We start from the raw sequence: 14,684 nt of genomic DNA, 5'->3' as shown, positions 1-14,684 counted from the left end.
TACCGGCGTATGGACAACGCGCCCGGTGCATTCACCTAGCCTGCCGATGCCAGCGCATTGACCCGGAATAGGGGAAACATGTTCGCGCACGAAGAAGTCGTCATCCGGGCCGGCGTCCGCACCGGCCTGCCGATCATCATCGCCGTGCATTCCACCGTCCTCGGCCCGGCCGGCGGCGGCTGCCGGGTGCGTCACTACGCCGACTGGCGCGACGGCCTGACCGACGCGCTGCGGTTGTCGCAGGCGATGACGGACAAATGCGCGATCGCCGGGCTGGACACCGGAGGCGGCAAGACCGTGGTCGCCCTGCCCGAGGGATACACCTTCACCCCGGAACGCCGCCGCGACATGTTGCACGACGTCGCCGACGTCGTCCACTCCCTGCGGGGCCGGTACGCGACCGCCCCGGACGTGGGCACCGGCCCGCAGGACCTGGCGGTCATCAAGGAACGGACCCCGCACGTCTTCTGCACCCCCACGGAGCTGGGCGGCAGCGGCGACTCCTCTCCCGCCACGGCCACCGGCGTGATGGCCGCGCTGGCCGCCGTCTGCGCCCGCCTGGACAAGGGCGCCGTGCTCAAGACCGCACCGCTGAAGGGGCGGCGGGTGGGCGTGCTGGGGCTCGGTCACGTGGGGTCGCACCTGGTAAGGCGCCTGGCAGCGGAGGGCGCGGACATCCTCGCCGCCGACGTCGACCGGGCCAAGAAGGGCCTGGCCACGGAGGTGGGCGCAACCTGGCTCACCCCGGACGAGCTGGTCGGGGCCGAGCTCGACATCCTCGTCCCGGCCGCGATGGGCGGCCTGCTGACGGAGGAACTGGTGCCCCGGCTCAGGTGCGCCGCCGTCGCCGGACCGGCCAACAACCAGATCACCACCCCCGAGGTCGCCCGGCTCCTGCACGAGCGCGGCATCCTCTGGGCCCCCGACGACATCGTCAGCGCCGGAGGCGCGATCTACGCCCACGCCGTCGAGCTGCGCCACCTGCCCGCCGAGGAGGCCAACGCCCGCGTGGCCGAGATCGCCGAGCGCCTAGGCGACGTGCTCGACCTCGCCGAACAGGACGGCGTCAGCCCGTACTTCACCGTGCGCGAGATCGCCCGCATCCGTCTGGGCCGATGACCATGGCCCCGCCACACGACGAGCACAAGCCACACGACGAGCACAAGCCGCACGACGAGTACGCGCTGGACGACAAGTACGCGCGGGCCGGCGGCCGGGTCCTCATGACGGGAGTTCAGGCGCTGGTACGGCTCACGCTGGAGCAACGCCGCCTGGACGAGGAGCGCGGGCTGGACACCCGGATCTTCGTCAGCGGCTACCGGGGCTCCCCGCTGGGCGGGGTCGACATGGAGATGGAACGGGCGGCGCCGTTCCTCGAACCGGCGGGTGTGGTCTTCCGCTCCGGCCTGAACGAGGAGCTGGCGGCGACCGCCGTGGCGGGCACGCAACTGCTGGAGCGGGCGCCGGGGCGGCGGCACGAGGCGGTCACCGGATTCTGGTACGGCAAGAACCCGGGCCTGGACCGGGCCGCCGACGCCGTACGGCATGGCATGGTGTCCGGCACGGCCCCGCTGGGCGGGGTCGTGGCGTGGATCGGCGACGACCCGGCGTGCAAGTCCTCGTCGTTGCCGAGTTCGTGCGAGCAGATGTGCCAGAGCCTGTCGATGCCCCTGCTGGTGCCGGGTTCGGTGGAGGAGGTGATCGAGCTCGGGCTGCACGCCGTGGCGATGTCGCGGGCCAGCGGGCTGTGGGTCGGGCTGAAGATGCTCGCCGACGTCGCGGACGGCTCGGCCACCGTGGAACTGGCGGGGCGGGGCGAGGGCGTCCCGCCGCCGGACCGCGGGCGGGCCGGGTCGTCCGGGCTGGGTGGCGCCGTGCTGGACGCCGAGCACGACATGCGCACCCGCCGCCTGGACCTGGCGCTCGCCTACAGCCGGACGGCGGGGCTGAACCGCGTCACCTCCGACGCCGACGGCGCGACCCTGGGCATCGTCGCGCCCGGCGGCGCCCACGCGGTCGTGCTCCGCGCGCTGGCGGATCTCGGCCCGTCGGCCCCGAGGCTCCGGCTGATCAGATTGTCGATGCCGTTCCCCGTCTCCGACGAGGAACTGGTGGAGCTGACCGCCGGCCTGGAGCGCGTGCTGGTCGTGGAGGACAAGGTCAGCTTCGTGGAGTCGCGGCTGAAGGAGGCGCTCTACCGCCGCCCGGACGCGCCCGAGGTGCTCGGCCGCTCCCTGCTGACCGCCCGGGGCACGCTCGGCGCCGAAGACGTCGTACGGGCGCTGGCGACGCTGACCGGCGAGCCGCCGCGGCCCGAGCCGATCGTCCGGCGCGCGCTGCCCCTGGTCGCGGCCAGAGCGCCGTTCTTCTGCTCGGGCTGCCCGCACAACACCTCCACCCGCACCGACGACGCCACCCTGGTGGGCGTGGGCATCGGCTGCCACGCCATGGTCGCGCTCGACGGCAAGGGCCGGGGCACCCAGCTGGGCATCACGCAGATGGGCGGCGAGGGCGCACAGTGGTTCGGCATCGCCCCCTTCACCGACGACCGCCATTTCGTGCAGAACCTGGGCGACGGCACCTTCCACCACTCGGGCTCGCTGGCCATCCGGGCGGCGGTGGACGCGGGCGTCACCATGACCTACAAGCTGCTCTACAACGACGCGGTCGCGATGACCGGCGGCCAGCGGGCCGAGGGCCGGCTTGACGTGCCGACGCTGACCCGGTGGCTGGCCGACGAGGGGATCAGGAAGGTCGTCATCACCACGGCCGACCCGGCGAGCTACCGCGGCGTACGCCTGGATCCGATCGCGACGGTCCGCCATCGCGACGAGTTCGCCGAGGCCGAGCGGAGCCTCGCCGCGCTCGACGGGGTGACGGTGCTGATCCACGACGACCGGTGCGCCGCGGAGGAACGGCGGCTGCGCAAACGCGGCAAGCTGCCCACCCCCAAGGAGAAGGTCGTCGTCAACGAACGGGTCTGCGAAGGCTGCGGCGACTGCGCCGAGAAGTCGACCTGCCTGTCGGTGCACCCCGTCGACACCCCGTTCGGCGGCAAGACCCGCATCCACCAGGGCTCCTGCAACTCCGATCTCAGCTGCCTCAAGGGCGACTGCCCCTCGTTCCTGCTGGTGACGCCGGGGAGCAGGCGCAAGAAGGAACCCCCGGCCCTGGGCGTGGACCTCCCCGACCCGCTGCTCCGCTTCCCCGACGTCCTGATCCGGATGCCCGGCATCGGCGGCACCGGCGTGGTGACGGTCTCGCAGATCCTCCAGACCGCCGCCCGCCTGGACGGCCGGCACGCGGCGGGCGTGGAGCAGACCGGCCTGGCGCAGAAGGGCGGGCCCGTGGTCAGCGATCTGCGGATCTCCGCGCGGCCCGTGACCGGCTCGGTCAAGGCGGCCCAGGGCAGCGCCGACGTCCTGCTCGCCCTCGACCTGATCGGCGCCGCCGCGGACAGTAACCTGGCCACCGCGCGGCCCGGCCACACGATCGCCGTGGTCAACACGACGCTGGTGCCGACGCTCGGCATGGTCACCCACCGGACCGCCCTGCCCACCTCCCCCGCGGACGCGCTGGAGCGCATAGAGTCCGTGACCGCCGCGCGCGACAACCTGTACCTGGACGCGCAGGGGCTGGCCGAGACGCTGTTCGGCGACCACATGCCGGCCAACATGGTGCTGGTCGGCGCAGCCTTCCAGTACGGCTGCCTGCCGCTGAGCGCGGAGGCGATCGAGCGGGCCGTCCGGCTCAACGGCGCCGCCGTGGACAAGAACCTCGCCGCCTTCCGCTGGGGGCGCGCCGCCGTGGCCGACCCCGCCGCGGTCCTGGCCGTGGCCGAGCCCGCTTCCGCAGAGGAGCCCGCGGGCATGGCCCTGTGGACCGCCGACCTCACCGCCTACCAGAGCCCGCTCTACGCCCGCCGCTTCGCCGGCGCGGTCGGCGAGGTCGAGGCGGCCGTGGCCGGGCGCGTGGACGAGGAGACCGGCCGCACGATCACCGCGGCCTACGCCAGGAGCCTGCACCGGCTGATGGCCTACAAGGACGAGTACGAGGTCGCCCGCCTCCACCTGGACCCCGCCGAGCAAGCCCGGCGCGCCGCGGAGTTCGGGCCGGACGCGAAGGTCGCGGTCCTGCTGCACCCGCCGGTGCTGCGGGCGCTGGGCATGAAGCGCAAGATACGGCTCCGCCGTACAGCGCGGCCGCTGTTCCTGCTGCTCAGGGCGGCCAGACGGCTGCGCGGCACGCCCTTCGACCCGTTCGGGTACGCGCGGGTCCGCCGGGTGGAACGGGAACTGGTCGCCGAGTTCCAGGAGCTCATGCGGGCCGCGCTCGACCGGCTCACCCCGGAGACGGCCGGGCGGGTGGCCGCCATCGCCGCGCTGCCGGAACTCATCCGCGGCTACGAGGACATCAAGCTCGCCCGGGTCGCGGAGTTCCGCGACCGGGCCGATCAGGAGCTCGCCGGGCTGGAAAGGGTCGCCAGTGCTCCATGACCGAGGCGGGCCGATGAGCGGCCTGGCCGTACGCGACCTCCATGATCTGACGGACCTTCGGGACGTCGCTGCGATGTTCAACCGCATCTGGCGGCCGCCGGCCGGCGTCGACGCGGTCGGCCTGGAGTGGCTCCGGGCCCTGTCGCACGCCGGGAACTACGTGGCCGGGGCCTACGCGGGCGGGCGGATCGTCGGGGCCTCAGTCGGCTTCCTGTCCGCGCCGGCCGGCCTGGCGCTGCACTCCCACCTCACCGGCGCCGACAAGGGCCACGGGATCGGCTTCGCGCTGAAGCTGCACCAGCGTGAGTGGGCGCTGGCCAGGGGGCTCGACCGGATCACGTGGACGTTCGATCCGCTGGTCCGCCGCAACGCCCACTTCAACGTGGCCAAGCTCGGCGCCAGCCCGGAGGAGTACCTGCCGTCCTTCTACGGTGCCATGACCGATGCCATCAACGGCGACGACGACTCCGACCGGGTGCTCACGACGTGGCGGCTGGCCGAGCCGGGGGTGGTGGCCGCGGCAGGGCGGCAGCCGTACCGGAGGGAGATTCCCTGGGACGCGGCGGTCGGGCTGGGTGAGGCGGACGGGCGGCCGGTGCCGGGGCGCACGGACGCGGCGACGGTGCTCGTCGCGGTGCCGCAGGACATCGAAGGGCTGCGCCGCGCCGATCCGGCCGCGGCCAGGTCGTGGCGGCTGGCGATGCGCGAGGTGCTGGGCGGCCTGCTGGCCGGGGGCGGACGGGTGACCGGATTCCACCGGCGTTCCTTCTACGTCGTCGAGAGAGACGGGCCTACATGAAGATCTCCATCTGGAGCATGGCGTCGAGCCGCGCCCGATGGTCGTTCAGGTCGATCCCGCTGATCTCGACCGCGCGCCGCAGGCGGTACCTGAAGGTGTTGGAGTGGACCCCCATCGCCGCCGCCGCGCCGATGACGTCGCCGAACGCCTCCAGGTAGGCGCGCAGCGTGCCCGCCAGGTCGCTGCCGTGGCCGGCGTCGTGGGCGAGCAGCAGCCGGTACGGCCCGCCGGGCTCCTGCCGTTCGGCGGCGGCCAGGTCGGCGAGCCGCAGCAGGAGCGACTCGAACTGGACCTGCCGGTAGGCGGCCACCGTGCCGCTCGCCCGGCCCGAACGCAGGACGCGCAGCGCCCGGTCGGCGTCCGCGCGGGCCGCGGCCACCTCGCTCAGGTCCGCCGTCGGCGAGCTCACCCCGATGGTGGCGGTGAAGCGGTGGCCGACCCGGTCGAGGAAGGACTCCGCCACGCGGACGGCGCGTTGCTCGGCGTCGCCCGGCGCGCGCACGGGCAGGACGGCGTAGGTCACCCGGCCGATGAGCGCGGCGGCCGAGCCCGGGTGGACGGCGCTCAGATGCAACGCCAGCGTGTCGCTGAAGCGCTGCCGCTCGCTCTCCTGCTTGACCGGGTCCGCTTCGACGGAAACGGGGTTCTCCGGGCGCGGGTGGTCCTCCGGGCTCGGCCAGCCGCGCGGCCAGGACGCACAACCGCCCTCCGGAGACGCCCAGCCGCTCCGCCGCCCCGGCGGCGTCCTGCCCGCCCGCCAGCACCGCGGACAGCAGGTCGGCGCGCAGCCGCCGCCGGGTGTCGGCGCCGGCCCTGGCGCGGAGCATCTGCATCGCGACGATCTTCGAGGCGTCGGTCAGCGCCCGCTTGCGGGCCGGGCTCAGCTCCTCGCGGGTCACGGCCCAGATGGTGCCGAGGATCTCGTCGCCGGACCGGACCGCGATGGCCGTGCGGAAGATGTCCTCGTGGTGGAGGTAGAGCGGCTCCAGGCTCTTGTAGATGTCGCGGTAGGTGCCGAGTTCGTCCATCAGCCGCCGCAGCCGCTCGGGCGTCTGGCGGCCGAGGATGGTCTCGACGCGGCTGGGATCGGCCTTGTCCTGGCGTTCGGAGTAGGCCACCACCCGCGAGGAGCGATCCTCGATCGTGATCGGCGCGTCCACCAGCGCGCAGACCGCGTTGGCCAGGGCGAACAGGTCGTCGGGCACGTCGTCGGCCGCGGGCGTCTGTCCGCCGGCGAGCATCGCGCGCATCAGCGCCGCCACCTGGGTCCACGACGCGCTTCTGTCCAGGCCCAGCAGCGTCGTCCCGGTCCGCGCCGCTGTGGCACGGACCTCGTCGTCGACCGTGACCGGATGTTTCACCACGAGCGCCACGGACCGCCCCGCCGCCAGCAGGTCGCTGATCCGGCGCGGGCCGGCCACGCCGACCCCGAGCAGCAACCCGCCGGGCGGGACCGGCTGCCCGTCCGCCGGGTCGTGGATGAACACGCCGGTGACCTCGGCGTCCAGGTCGCCGGACGGCACCGCCACGTCGAGGACCGAACTGCCCAGGTCCTCCAGGATCCGCCGCACGTTGATCGGCGGCCGGCTCGTCATCCGCTCACGATAATGGACGCCCGCTCGCGCTGACATCGGCCCGTCCACGTGTATCAGCAACTTGTCAGCGTGCCCGAGCAGGGTGCACCCCATGATCAACGATGCGTACACCGTGCCGGCGCTGCCGGCCGCCCGCACCCCCGGCTGCCCCTTCGACCCGCCGCGGGAGCTGTCGCGGGCCCGCGACCACGGCCCCGTCAGCCGCCTGCCCTTCCCCGGCGGGCACGACGGCTGGCTCGTCACCGGCCACGAGCAGGCCCGCTCCGTCCTGGGCGACCCCCGGTTCAGCTCCCGTCAGGAACTCATGCGCTCCCCGCTCGTCGACCTGGGCGACGGCCCGGTGCCCCCGGCGCCGCCCGGCATGTTCATCATGATGGACCCGCCGCGGCACAGCCGGTACCGCAAGCTGCTGGCGGGCAAGTTCACCGTCCGCCGGATGCGGCTGCTCACCGAACGCGTCGAGCGGGTCACCGCGGAACGGCTCGACGCGATGGCCGCCGCCGGTCCGCCGGCCGACCTGGTCAGCGCGTTCGCCCAGCCGATTCCGGCGATCATGATCTGCGAGCTGCTGGGGGTGCCCGCCACCGACCGGCCCTTCTTCCAGGAGCATGTCGCGACCATGTTCGACGAGGACGCCCCGGACGAGGAGCGCTACGCGAGCCACGCCGCGGTCCACGGCTACATCGCCACCCTCGTCGCCGCCAAGCGCGAGGCCCCGACCGATGACGTGCTCAGCGACCTGACCGGCACCGGCCTGTCGGAGGCGGAACTCATCGGCGCCGCGGGACTGCTGCTGGCGGCGGGCATGGACACGACCTCGAACATGCTCTCGCTGGGCACCTACGCCCTGCTGAGCAACCCCGGCCAGGTGGCCCTGCTGCGCGAGGACCCCGACCGGTCCGTCGAGGAACTGCTGCGCTACCTCAGCGTCGTGCACGTCCGGCCACGGGTGGCCCTTGAGGACGTCGAGCTGGCCGGCCACACCATCAAGGCCGGCGACCAGGTGATCCTGTCGCTCAGCACCGCCAACCGCGACCCCGGGCGCTTCGAGCGTCCCGGAGTCCTCGACGCCGGGCGCTCGGCCGGCGGCCACCTGGCCTTCGGCCACGGGGTGCACCAGTGCCTCGGCCAGCAACTCGCCCGCGTCGAACTGCGCACCGCCTACCCGGCGCTGTTCGGCCGGTTCCCGTCGCTGCGCCTGGCCGTACCGGCCGGGGACATCGCGATCCGCCCGGAGTCCGGGGACGTCATCGGGGTGAAGAGCCTGCCGGTCACCTGGGACGCCTGAGCCCCACCTACCGTGCACGTCGTATGCGAGTTGCGCACACCGATCCGAATGCGTACAGTGTGCACAGCGAGTGTACGACGTGCGCCTAAGGACTGATCATGCCTGTCTTCGAAACCCCAGAACCGATCCTCGCCGTCATCGCCCTGGCAGCCGGCGACGTCCGGATCACCGCCACCGGGCGGAGCGACACCAGCGTGGAGGTACGGCCGAGCGACGCGGCCAACGACGAGGACGTCAGCGCCGCCGGATCGTGCGAGATCGAGTTCCTCGCCGGCCGGCTCACGATCAGGACGCCGCGCCAGGACGCGCTGGCCGGACGCTCCGGATCGGTCGAGGTCACCGTCGAGCTGCCGGAGGCCTCCGGCCTGGAGGCCGACGTGGCCGCCGGGGGAGTGCGCTGCGCGGGGCGGCTCGGCGAGACCCGCGTCACCGCCTCGCACGGCGAGATCGACCTCGACCGGACCGGCCGCCTGGAGGCCGGCTCCGGCTCCGGGGCGATCCGGGTCGGCGCCGTCGACGGCCAGGCCCTGATCAAGACGCTGAGCGGGAACGTGCACCTGGGCGAGGTCTCCGGCGACCTGCGCGCCGGCACAGCGCACGGGGACATCGTCGTCGAGCGGGCCCTGTCCGGCGTCCAGGCCAAGACCGCGCACGGCGACATCCGCATCGGCGAAGTGGTCCGCGGGCTCATCTCCGTCTCCACGGGCCTGGGCGAGGTCGAGGTCGGCGTACGCGCGGGCACCGTGGCCCGGCTGAACATCGGCTCCACCTATGGCCGCGTCCGCAACCTGCTCCAGCCCGGGGCCGCCCCCGGACCCGCCGAAGACCACGTCGAGGTCAGCGCCTCGACCACCCACGGCGACGTCCTCATCCACCACTCCTGACCTCGAAAGGAATCCACCATGACCGAGCCGTTGAGCACCCTGCCCCTGGTACGGCCCGCCGGCCGCCCCTTCGACCCGCCCGCGGAGCTCGCGCCGCTGCGCGCGGAGCAGCCACTGCGGCCGCTGATCTTCCCCGACGGACACGAGGGCTGGCTGGCCCTCGGCTACGACGAGGTCCGCGCCATCGTGTCCGACCCGCGCTTCAGCTCCCGCTACGAGCTGATCCACTACGCGCTGGCCGACGCCGGCCAGATGCCGCCCGCCCCGCCCGGCGACCTGGTCGGGGTGGACGCGCCGCAGCACACCCGCTACCGCAAGCCGCTGGCGGGCAAGTTCACCGTGCACCGCATGCGGCTGCTGGCCGAGCGCGCCGAGGAGGTCACCAAGGAGCACCTGGAGGCCATGGCGGCGGCCGGCTCGCAAGCCGATCTGATCGAGGCCTTCGCCCGGCCGGTGCCCGCGGTGATGATCTGCGAGCTGCTCGGCGTGCCGTACGCCGACCGGCAGGAGTTCCAGCAGATGGCCGCCACCATCGGCGGGCTGGACGCCACCCCGGAAGAGCAGTACGCCGCCTATGCCCAGATGGGCGAGTACATCGCCACGCTGGTCCAGGCCAAGCGCGCCGCTCCCACCGACGACCTGCTCAGCGACCTGACCGGCAGCGACCTGACGGACGAGGAGCTGGCCGGCATCGGCGCGTTCCTGCTCGGCGCCGGGCTCGACACCACCACCAACATGATCGCGCTGGGCACCTACACCCTGCTGCGGCACCCGGAGCAGCTCGCGCTGCTGCGCGACGACCCGGAGCTGGCCGGCAACGCGGTGGAGGAGCTGATGCGGTTCCTGACCATCACCCACACCGGAGCGCGCGCGGCCTTGGAGGACGTCGAGCTGAGCGGGCAGACGATCAAGGCCGGGCAGACCGTCGCGCTGGCGGTGCAGGCCGCCAACCGCGACCCCAAGAGGTTCCCCGACCCGGACGTGCTCGACCTGCGCCGCGACGCCGCCGGCCACATCGGCTTCGGCCACGGCATCCATCAGTGCCTGGGCCAGCAACTGGCCCGTGTCGAGATGCGCGCCGCCTTCCCCGCGCTGCTCGGCCGCTTCCCCGGGCTGCGGCTGGCCGTACCCGCCGACCAGGTGCCGATGCGCGACGGCATGGACATCTACGGCGTGCACCGGCTGCCGGTCGCATGGTGAGCGTCCCGCGACCCGCGGAAAGTCCATGACCATGACCGTGGCCGAACCCGCCCTCAGCTGGGAGAACATCGTCACCGCGCACTCCGCGCGCGTGCACCGGCTGGCCTACCGGCTGACGGGCGACCCGCACGACGCCGAGGACCTCACCCAGGACGTCTTCTGCAAGGTCTTCCGCTCCCTGCACACCTACCGGCCGGGCACTTTCGAGGGCTGGCTGCACCGCATCACCACCAACCTCTTCCTCGACGGGGTACGGCGGCGCGCCCGCGCCCCCGTGCACCCGCTCAGCGAGGAGTCGGCCAACCGGCTGCCCGCCCGCGACTCCACCCCCGAGCAGCTTCTCGACGAGCGGCGGTTCGAGCCCGACATCGAGGCCGCCCTGCTCGCCCTCACCCCGGTGAACCGGGCCGCGGTCGTGCTGAGCGACGTCGAGGGCCTGCCGTACGAGCAGGTCGCGGAGGTGCTCGGGATCAAGACCGGAACCGTCCGCAGCCGCATCCACCGCGGCCGCGCCCAGCTCAAGCAATACCTGAACCACAGAGCCTGTGAAAGGACATGACATGCACACCTTCGACACCCCCGGCCCCATCCACGCCCTCGTCGAGTTCGGCGCCGGCGAGGTCCGCATCGACGCGGGGCCGTACGAGGAGACCACGGTCGAGGTGACCCCCGCCGACCCCGCGCGCTCCGCCGACGTGGATCTGGCCGGGCAGACCGAGGTCGCCTACGCCGACGGACACCTGACCGTGCGGTCGCCCCGCCAGGCCTCGCGCCGCTGGTCCACCAAGACGCCGCCGTCGGTGGTGGTGGCCATCCGGCTGCCGGCCGAGTCCGAGCTGAACGCCGACGCCTTCTACGGCGCCATCCGTGCCACCGGAAGCCTCGGCGACGTCGAGGCGCACACCTCGCACGGCGACATCTCCCTGGAGGAGACGGCCGGCGTGCGCGCCCGCAGCGAGCACGGCTCCATCACCATCACGCGGCCCGTCGGCGTGGTGGACATCGCCACCGACGGCGCCGTCCGCGTCGGCGAGGCCGGCGCCGGCCTCACGATCGAGGCGGGCAGCGGCGACATCGACATCGACCGGGTGCACGCCGACGTCAAGGCCACCTCGGCCCACGGCGGCATCCGCATCGGACGGCTGGCCTCGGGCAAGGCCGTACTGGAGACCGGTTACGGCGCCGTCTCCGTCGGCGTGGCCCGCACCACCGCCGCCGACGTGGACGTCAACTCCCGGCACGGCGAGGTCCGCGACACCCTCGAGTCCGGCCGCGCCCCCGTGCACACCGACGCCAAGGCGGACATCTACGCCCGCACCACCTACGGCGACATCAATGTCCACCGCGCCTGACCTGCCGAGGAATGCGACCATGACCAGTTCCGCCATCACCGTCTCCGGGCTGCGCAAGTCCTACGGCTCCCACCGCGTGCTCGACGGCATCGACCTGACCATCCCGCAAGGATCGATCTTCTCCCTGCTCGGGCCGAACGGCGCCGGCAAGACGACGACCGTGCAGATCCTGTCCACGCTCATCAAGGCCGACGCCGGGCAGGTCACCGTGGCCGGCAACGACCTGGCCAAGCAGCCGGACGCCGTACGCGCCGCCATCGGCGTCACCGGCCAGTTCTCCGCCGTCGACGGGCTGCTGACCGGCGAGGAGAACCTTCTCCTCATGGCCGACCTGCACCTGCTCGGCCGCTCCAAGGGCCGCAAGACCGCCCGCGAGCTGCTGGAGCGCTTCGACCTCACCGGCGCGGCCCGCAAACGGGCCACCACCTACTCCGGCGGCATGCGGCGCCGCCTCGACCTGGCCATGACCCTGGTGGGCAACCCGAGTGTCATCTTCCTCGACGAGCCGACCACCGGCCTCGACCCGCGCAGCCGCCGTTCGATGTGGGCGATCGTGCGCGAACTCGTCGACGGCGGCGTCACCATCTTCCTCACCACCCAGTACCTGGAGGAAGCCGACCAGCTCGCCGACCGCATCGCCATGCTCAACGGCGGCCGCATCGTCGCGGAAGGCAGCGCGGAGGAGCTCAAGCGGCTGGTTCCCGGCGGGCACATCAGCCTGAAGTTCGCCGACTCGGCCAGCTACGAGCTCGCCCTGCGCGGTGTCGGCCCGATCTCCCGCAACGACGAGGCCCTCACCCTGCTCGTCCCCAACAGCGGCGGCACCACCACCCTGCGCGGCCTGATCGACTGGCTCGACGGCAACGCCATCAAGGTGGAGGAGCTGTCGGTGCACACCCCCGACCTCGACGACGTCTTCCTCGCCCTCACGGAGTCCCGATGAAACGCGCCCTGACCGACTCGGCGACCATGCTCCGCCGCCAGCTGCGCCACATCTGGCGCTATCCGGCCCTGACGCTGACCGCGGCGGGCGTCCCGGTGATCTTCCTGCTGTTGTTCGTGTACGTCTTCGGCGGCACCATGGGCGCCGGCATAGACGTCGGCACCGGCGACCCCCGCACCGCCTACGCCAACTACCTCGCCCCCGGCATCATCCTGATGACCATCGTCAGCGGCGCCCAGGGCACCGCGATCTCGGTGGCCACCGACATGACCGAGGGCATCGTGGCCCGCTTCAAGACCATGGCCATCGCCCGCGTCTCCGTCCTGACCGGCCACGTGCTCGGCGCCCTCATCCAGAACCTGATCGCCATCGTCCTGGTCATCGCCGTCGCCCTGCTGGTCGGCTTCCGCCCGAGCGCCGGCCCGGTCGAATGGCTCGGCGTCTTCGGCGTCCTGACCATGATCGGCTTCGCGGTCACCTGGCTGTCGGCCGCCCTCGGCATGGTCACCGACGACGTGGCCGCCGCCAGCAACCTGCCCATGCCCCTGCTGATCCTGCCCTTCCTCGGCAGCGGCTTCGTCCCCACCGAATCCATGCCCGGCGCCCTGCGCTGGTTCGCCGAGAACCAGCCCTTCACCCCCGTCATCGAGACCCTGCGCGGCCTGCTCACCGGCGCCCCGATCGGCGACAGCCTCACCCGCTCCATCGCCTGGAGCGCCGTCATCGCCCTGCTCGGCTACCTGTGGGCCAAGAAGCTCTACAACCGCGACCCCGGAAAGTGAGATCCGCCGGCAGACCCAGAACAAGGAGACGCACCATGCATCAGTCCGCCTCGGAGCGGGGGCCGGCGTGACCGCCTCCGCCACCCTGCCGGCTCCCCTCAGCACGACCGCCCGATCCCTGGCGCCGGATCTGGCACGCGGCATCATGCTGCTGGGCATCGCCCTGGCCCACGCCCCGCAGTTCCTGCTCGACTGGACGCGCGGATCCGCCGCGCTCAACACGATCGCCCACTTCTTCACCACCCTCGTCACCGACAACCAGGCCCGCGGGATGTTCGTCTTCCTGTTCGGCTACGGCCTCGGGCAACTGGCCCAGCGTCAGTACGCGCGCGGCGCCGAATGGCCGTCCGTGCGCGCCCTGCTCCGCCGGCGCAGCCTCTGGCTCATCGTCATCGGGCTGGCGCACGCGGTCGTCCTGGTGCCGTTCGACGTCATCGCGGTCTACGGCGTGACGATGCTCTTCCTCGCCTTCCTCGTCCGCGCCCGGGACGCCGTGCTGTGGCGGCTGGGCCTGCTGACCCTGATCCCGGGGGCGCTCTTCCTCACCTGGCAGAGCGTGCAGGTCTACACCACGGCCGCGGAAGGCTCGCCGTTCACCATCGCGAAGTACATGGAACCGACGTTCGTCGAGCACCTGCTCACCAACGCCATCGCCTGGCCGGGCAGAACCCTGGTGTCCATCCTCTTCGCGATCCCCGGCATGGCATGGGGACTCCTGGCCGCACGCAAGAAGATCCTCGACGAGCCCGGGCAGCACGTGGCTCTCCTGAAGCGCATCGCCCTGCTGTGCGTCGGCGCCGCGCTCGTCGGACGGCTCCCGGCGGCGTTCCTGGCCGTCGGCACCTGGCCCGACGTCGCGACGCCCGTCGTCTGGGTGACGTACGCCGCGCACAGCTTCACCGGCTACATCGGCGGCATCGGCGCGGCCGCGGCCATCGGGCTGGCCGCCGTCCGCATCGGCCGGAGTCACGGCCGCCTCACCACCGCCCTGGCCGCCCTCGGGCAACGTTCGATGACGTTCTACCTCGCGCAGTCGGTGATCTGGGTGGCCCTCTTCTACCCGTTCACCCTGGGCCTGCGCGACGACCTCAGCTTCGCCGCCAGCCTCGCCGTCGCCGTCGCCATCTGGGCGGCCTCGCTGCCCGCGGCGGCCTGGATGCACCGCAAGGGCTACCGGGGCCCGTTCGAGTCGCTCGTGCGCCGCATGTCGTACCGGTAGCCCGGCCGCGGGGATGCCCGGGACCGGCCCCCAACCCGGACGTCCTGGTCTGCGACGAGCCCGTCTCCGCCCTGGACGTCTCGATCCAGGCCCGGATCCTCGACCTCCTGGCCACCCTCCGCCGGG

Annotated in this window: 13 protein-coding genes; 12 read left to right on the top strand and 1 reads right to left on the bottom strand. The window is 72.7% G+C overall.

Annotated elements, in window-relative coordinates; translation table 11 throughout:
* Nucleotides 1-78: 78 nt before the first annotated feature.
* The 3 genes from ACFWY5_RS14955 to ACFWY5_RS14945 are packed head-to-tail and all read left to right on the top strand — an operon-like array spanning nt 79 to nt 5,295.
* Nucleotides 79-1,119 (top strand): Glu/Leu/Phe/Val dehydrogenase dimerization domain-containing protein, encoded by a 1,041-nt coding sequence (locus tag ACFWY5_RS14955; protein ID WP_379632297.1) that lies wholly within the window; start codon nt 79-81, stop codon nt 1,117-1,119.
* A complete protein-coding gene (locus tag ACFWY5_RS14950; protein ID WP_379632296.1) occupies nt 1,116-4,496 on the top strand; it encodes an indolepyruvate ferredoxin oxidoreductase family protein in 3,381 nt (1,126 codons plus the stop codon). The genes ACFWY5_RS14955 and ACFWY5_RS14950 overlap by 4 nt, the downstream gene beginning before the upstream one ends.
* Entirely contained in the window at nt 4,486-5,295 is an 810-nt protein-coding gene (locus tag ACFWY5_RS14945; RefSeq protein ID WP_379632294.1) for a GNAT family N-acetyltransferase, read from the top strand. Before ACFWY5_RS14950 ends, ACFWY5_RS14945 begins: the two co-directional genes overlap by 11 nt.
* Here the strand turns inward: ACFWY5_RS14945 and ACFWY5_RS14940 are convergent.
* A complete protein-coding gene (locus tag ACFWY5_RS14940; protein ID WP_379632292.1) occupies nt 5,288-5,869 on the bottom strand; it encodes a PucR family transcriptional regulator in 582 nt (193 codons plus the stop codon). The genes ACFWY5_RS14945 and ACFWY5_RS14940 overlap by 8 nt on opposite strands.
* A gap of 7 nt (nt 5,870-5,876) precedes the next feature.
* Between ACFWY5_RS14940 and ACFWY5_RS14935 the strand changes: the two genes are divergently transcribed.
* From ACFWY5_RS14935 to ACFWY5_RS14895, 9 genes are all read left to right on the top strand, one after another.
* Nucleotides 5,877-6,923 carry a hypothetical protein gene (locus ACFWY5_RS14935; protein WP_379632290.1) on the top strand — a complete coding sequence of 349 codons (1,047 nt, stop codon included), beginning with the start codon at nt 5,877-5,879 and terminating at the stop codon, nt 6,921-6,923.
* A 58-nt stretch (nt 6,924-6,981) separates the two neighbouring features.
* On the top strand, nt 6,982-8,178 hold the full coding sequence (locus ACFWY5_RS14930; RefSeq protein ID WP_379632288.1) for a cytochrome P450: 1,197 nt from the start codon (nt 6,982-6,984) through the stop codon (nt 8,176-8,178).
* Nucleotides 8,179-8,276: 98 nt separating this feature from the next.
* The gene (locus ACFWY5_RS14925) at nt 8,277-9,062 is read left to right on the top strand and encodes a DUF4097 domain-containing protein (RefSeq protein ID WP_379632286.1); all 786 of its coding nucleotides are present in this window, start codon (nt 8,277-8,279) and stop codon (nt 9,060-9,062) included.
* An 18-nt stretch (nt 9,063-9,080) separates the two neighbouring features.
* Nucleotides 9,081-10,262, top strand: coding sequence for a cytochrome P450 (locus tag ACFWY5_RS14920; protein ID WP_379632284.1), 1,182 nt, complete (start codon nt 9,081-9,083; stop codon nt 10,260-10,262).
* A gap of 25 nt (nt 10,263-10,287) precedes the next feature.
* On the top strand, nt 10,288-10,821 hold the full coding sequence (locus ACFWY5_RS14915) for a sigma-70 family RNA polymerase sigma factor (protein WP_379612708.1): 534 nt from the start codon (nt 10,288-10,290) through the stop codon (nt 10,819-10,821).
* A gap of 1 nt (nt 10,822) precedes the next feature.
* Complete coding sequence (locus ACFWY5_RS14910; RefSeq protein ID WP_379612707.1) at nt 10,823-11,614, top strand: DUF4097 family beta strand repeat-containing protein; 792 nt, start codon at nt 10,823-10,825, stop codon at nt 11,612-11,614.
* A 19-nt stretch (nt 11,615-11,633) separates the two neighbouring features.
* Nucleotides 11,634-12,557, top strand: coding sequence for an ATP-binding cassette domain-containing protein (locus tag ACFWY5_RS14905; RefSeq protein WP_379612706.1), 924 nt, complete (start codon nt 11,634-11,636; stop codon nt 12,555-12,557).
* Nucleotides 12,554-13,339, top strand: a complete 786-nt coding sequence (locus tag ACFWY5_RS14900; RefSeq protein WP_379612705.1) for an ABC transporter permease — start codon at nt 12,554-12,556, stop codon at nt 13,337-13,339. The genes ACFWY5_RS14905 and ACFWY5_RS14900 overlap by 4 nt, the downstream gene beginning before the upstream one ends.
* A 67-nt stretch (nt 13,340-13,406) precedes the next feature.
* On the top strand, nt 13,407-14,558 hold the full coding sequence (locus ACFWY5_RS14895; protein ID WP_379632282.1) for a DUF418 domain-containing protein: 1,152 nt from the start codon (nt 13,407-13,409) through the stop codon (nt 14,556-14,558).
* The last annotated feature ends 126 nt before the right edge of the window (nt 14,559-14,684 follow it).

The organism is Nonomuraea sp. NPDC059007 (genome assembly GCF_042740555.1).
Taxonomy (GTDB): Bacteria; Actinomycetota; Actinomycetes; order Streptosporangiales; family Streptosporangiaceae; genus Nonomuraea.
This window is presented reverse-complemented; position numbering and strand designations above follow the sequence as displayed.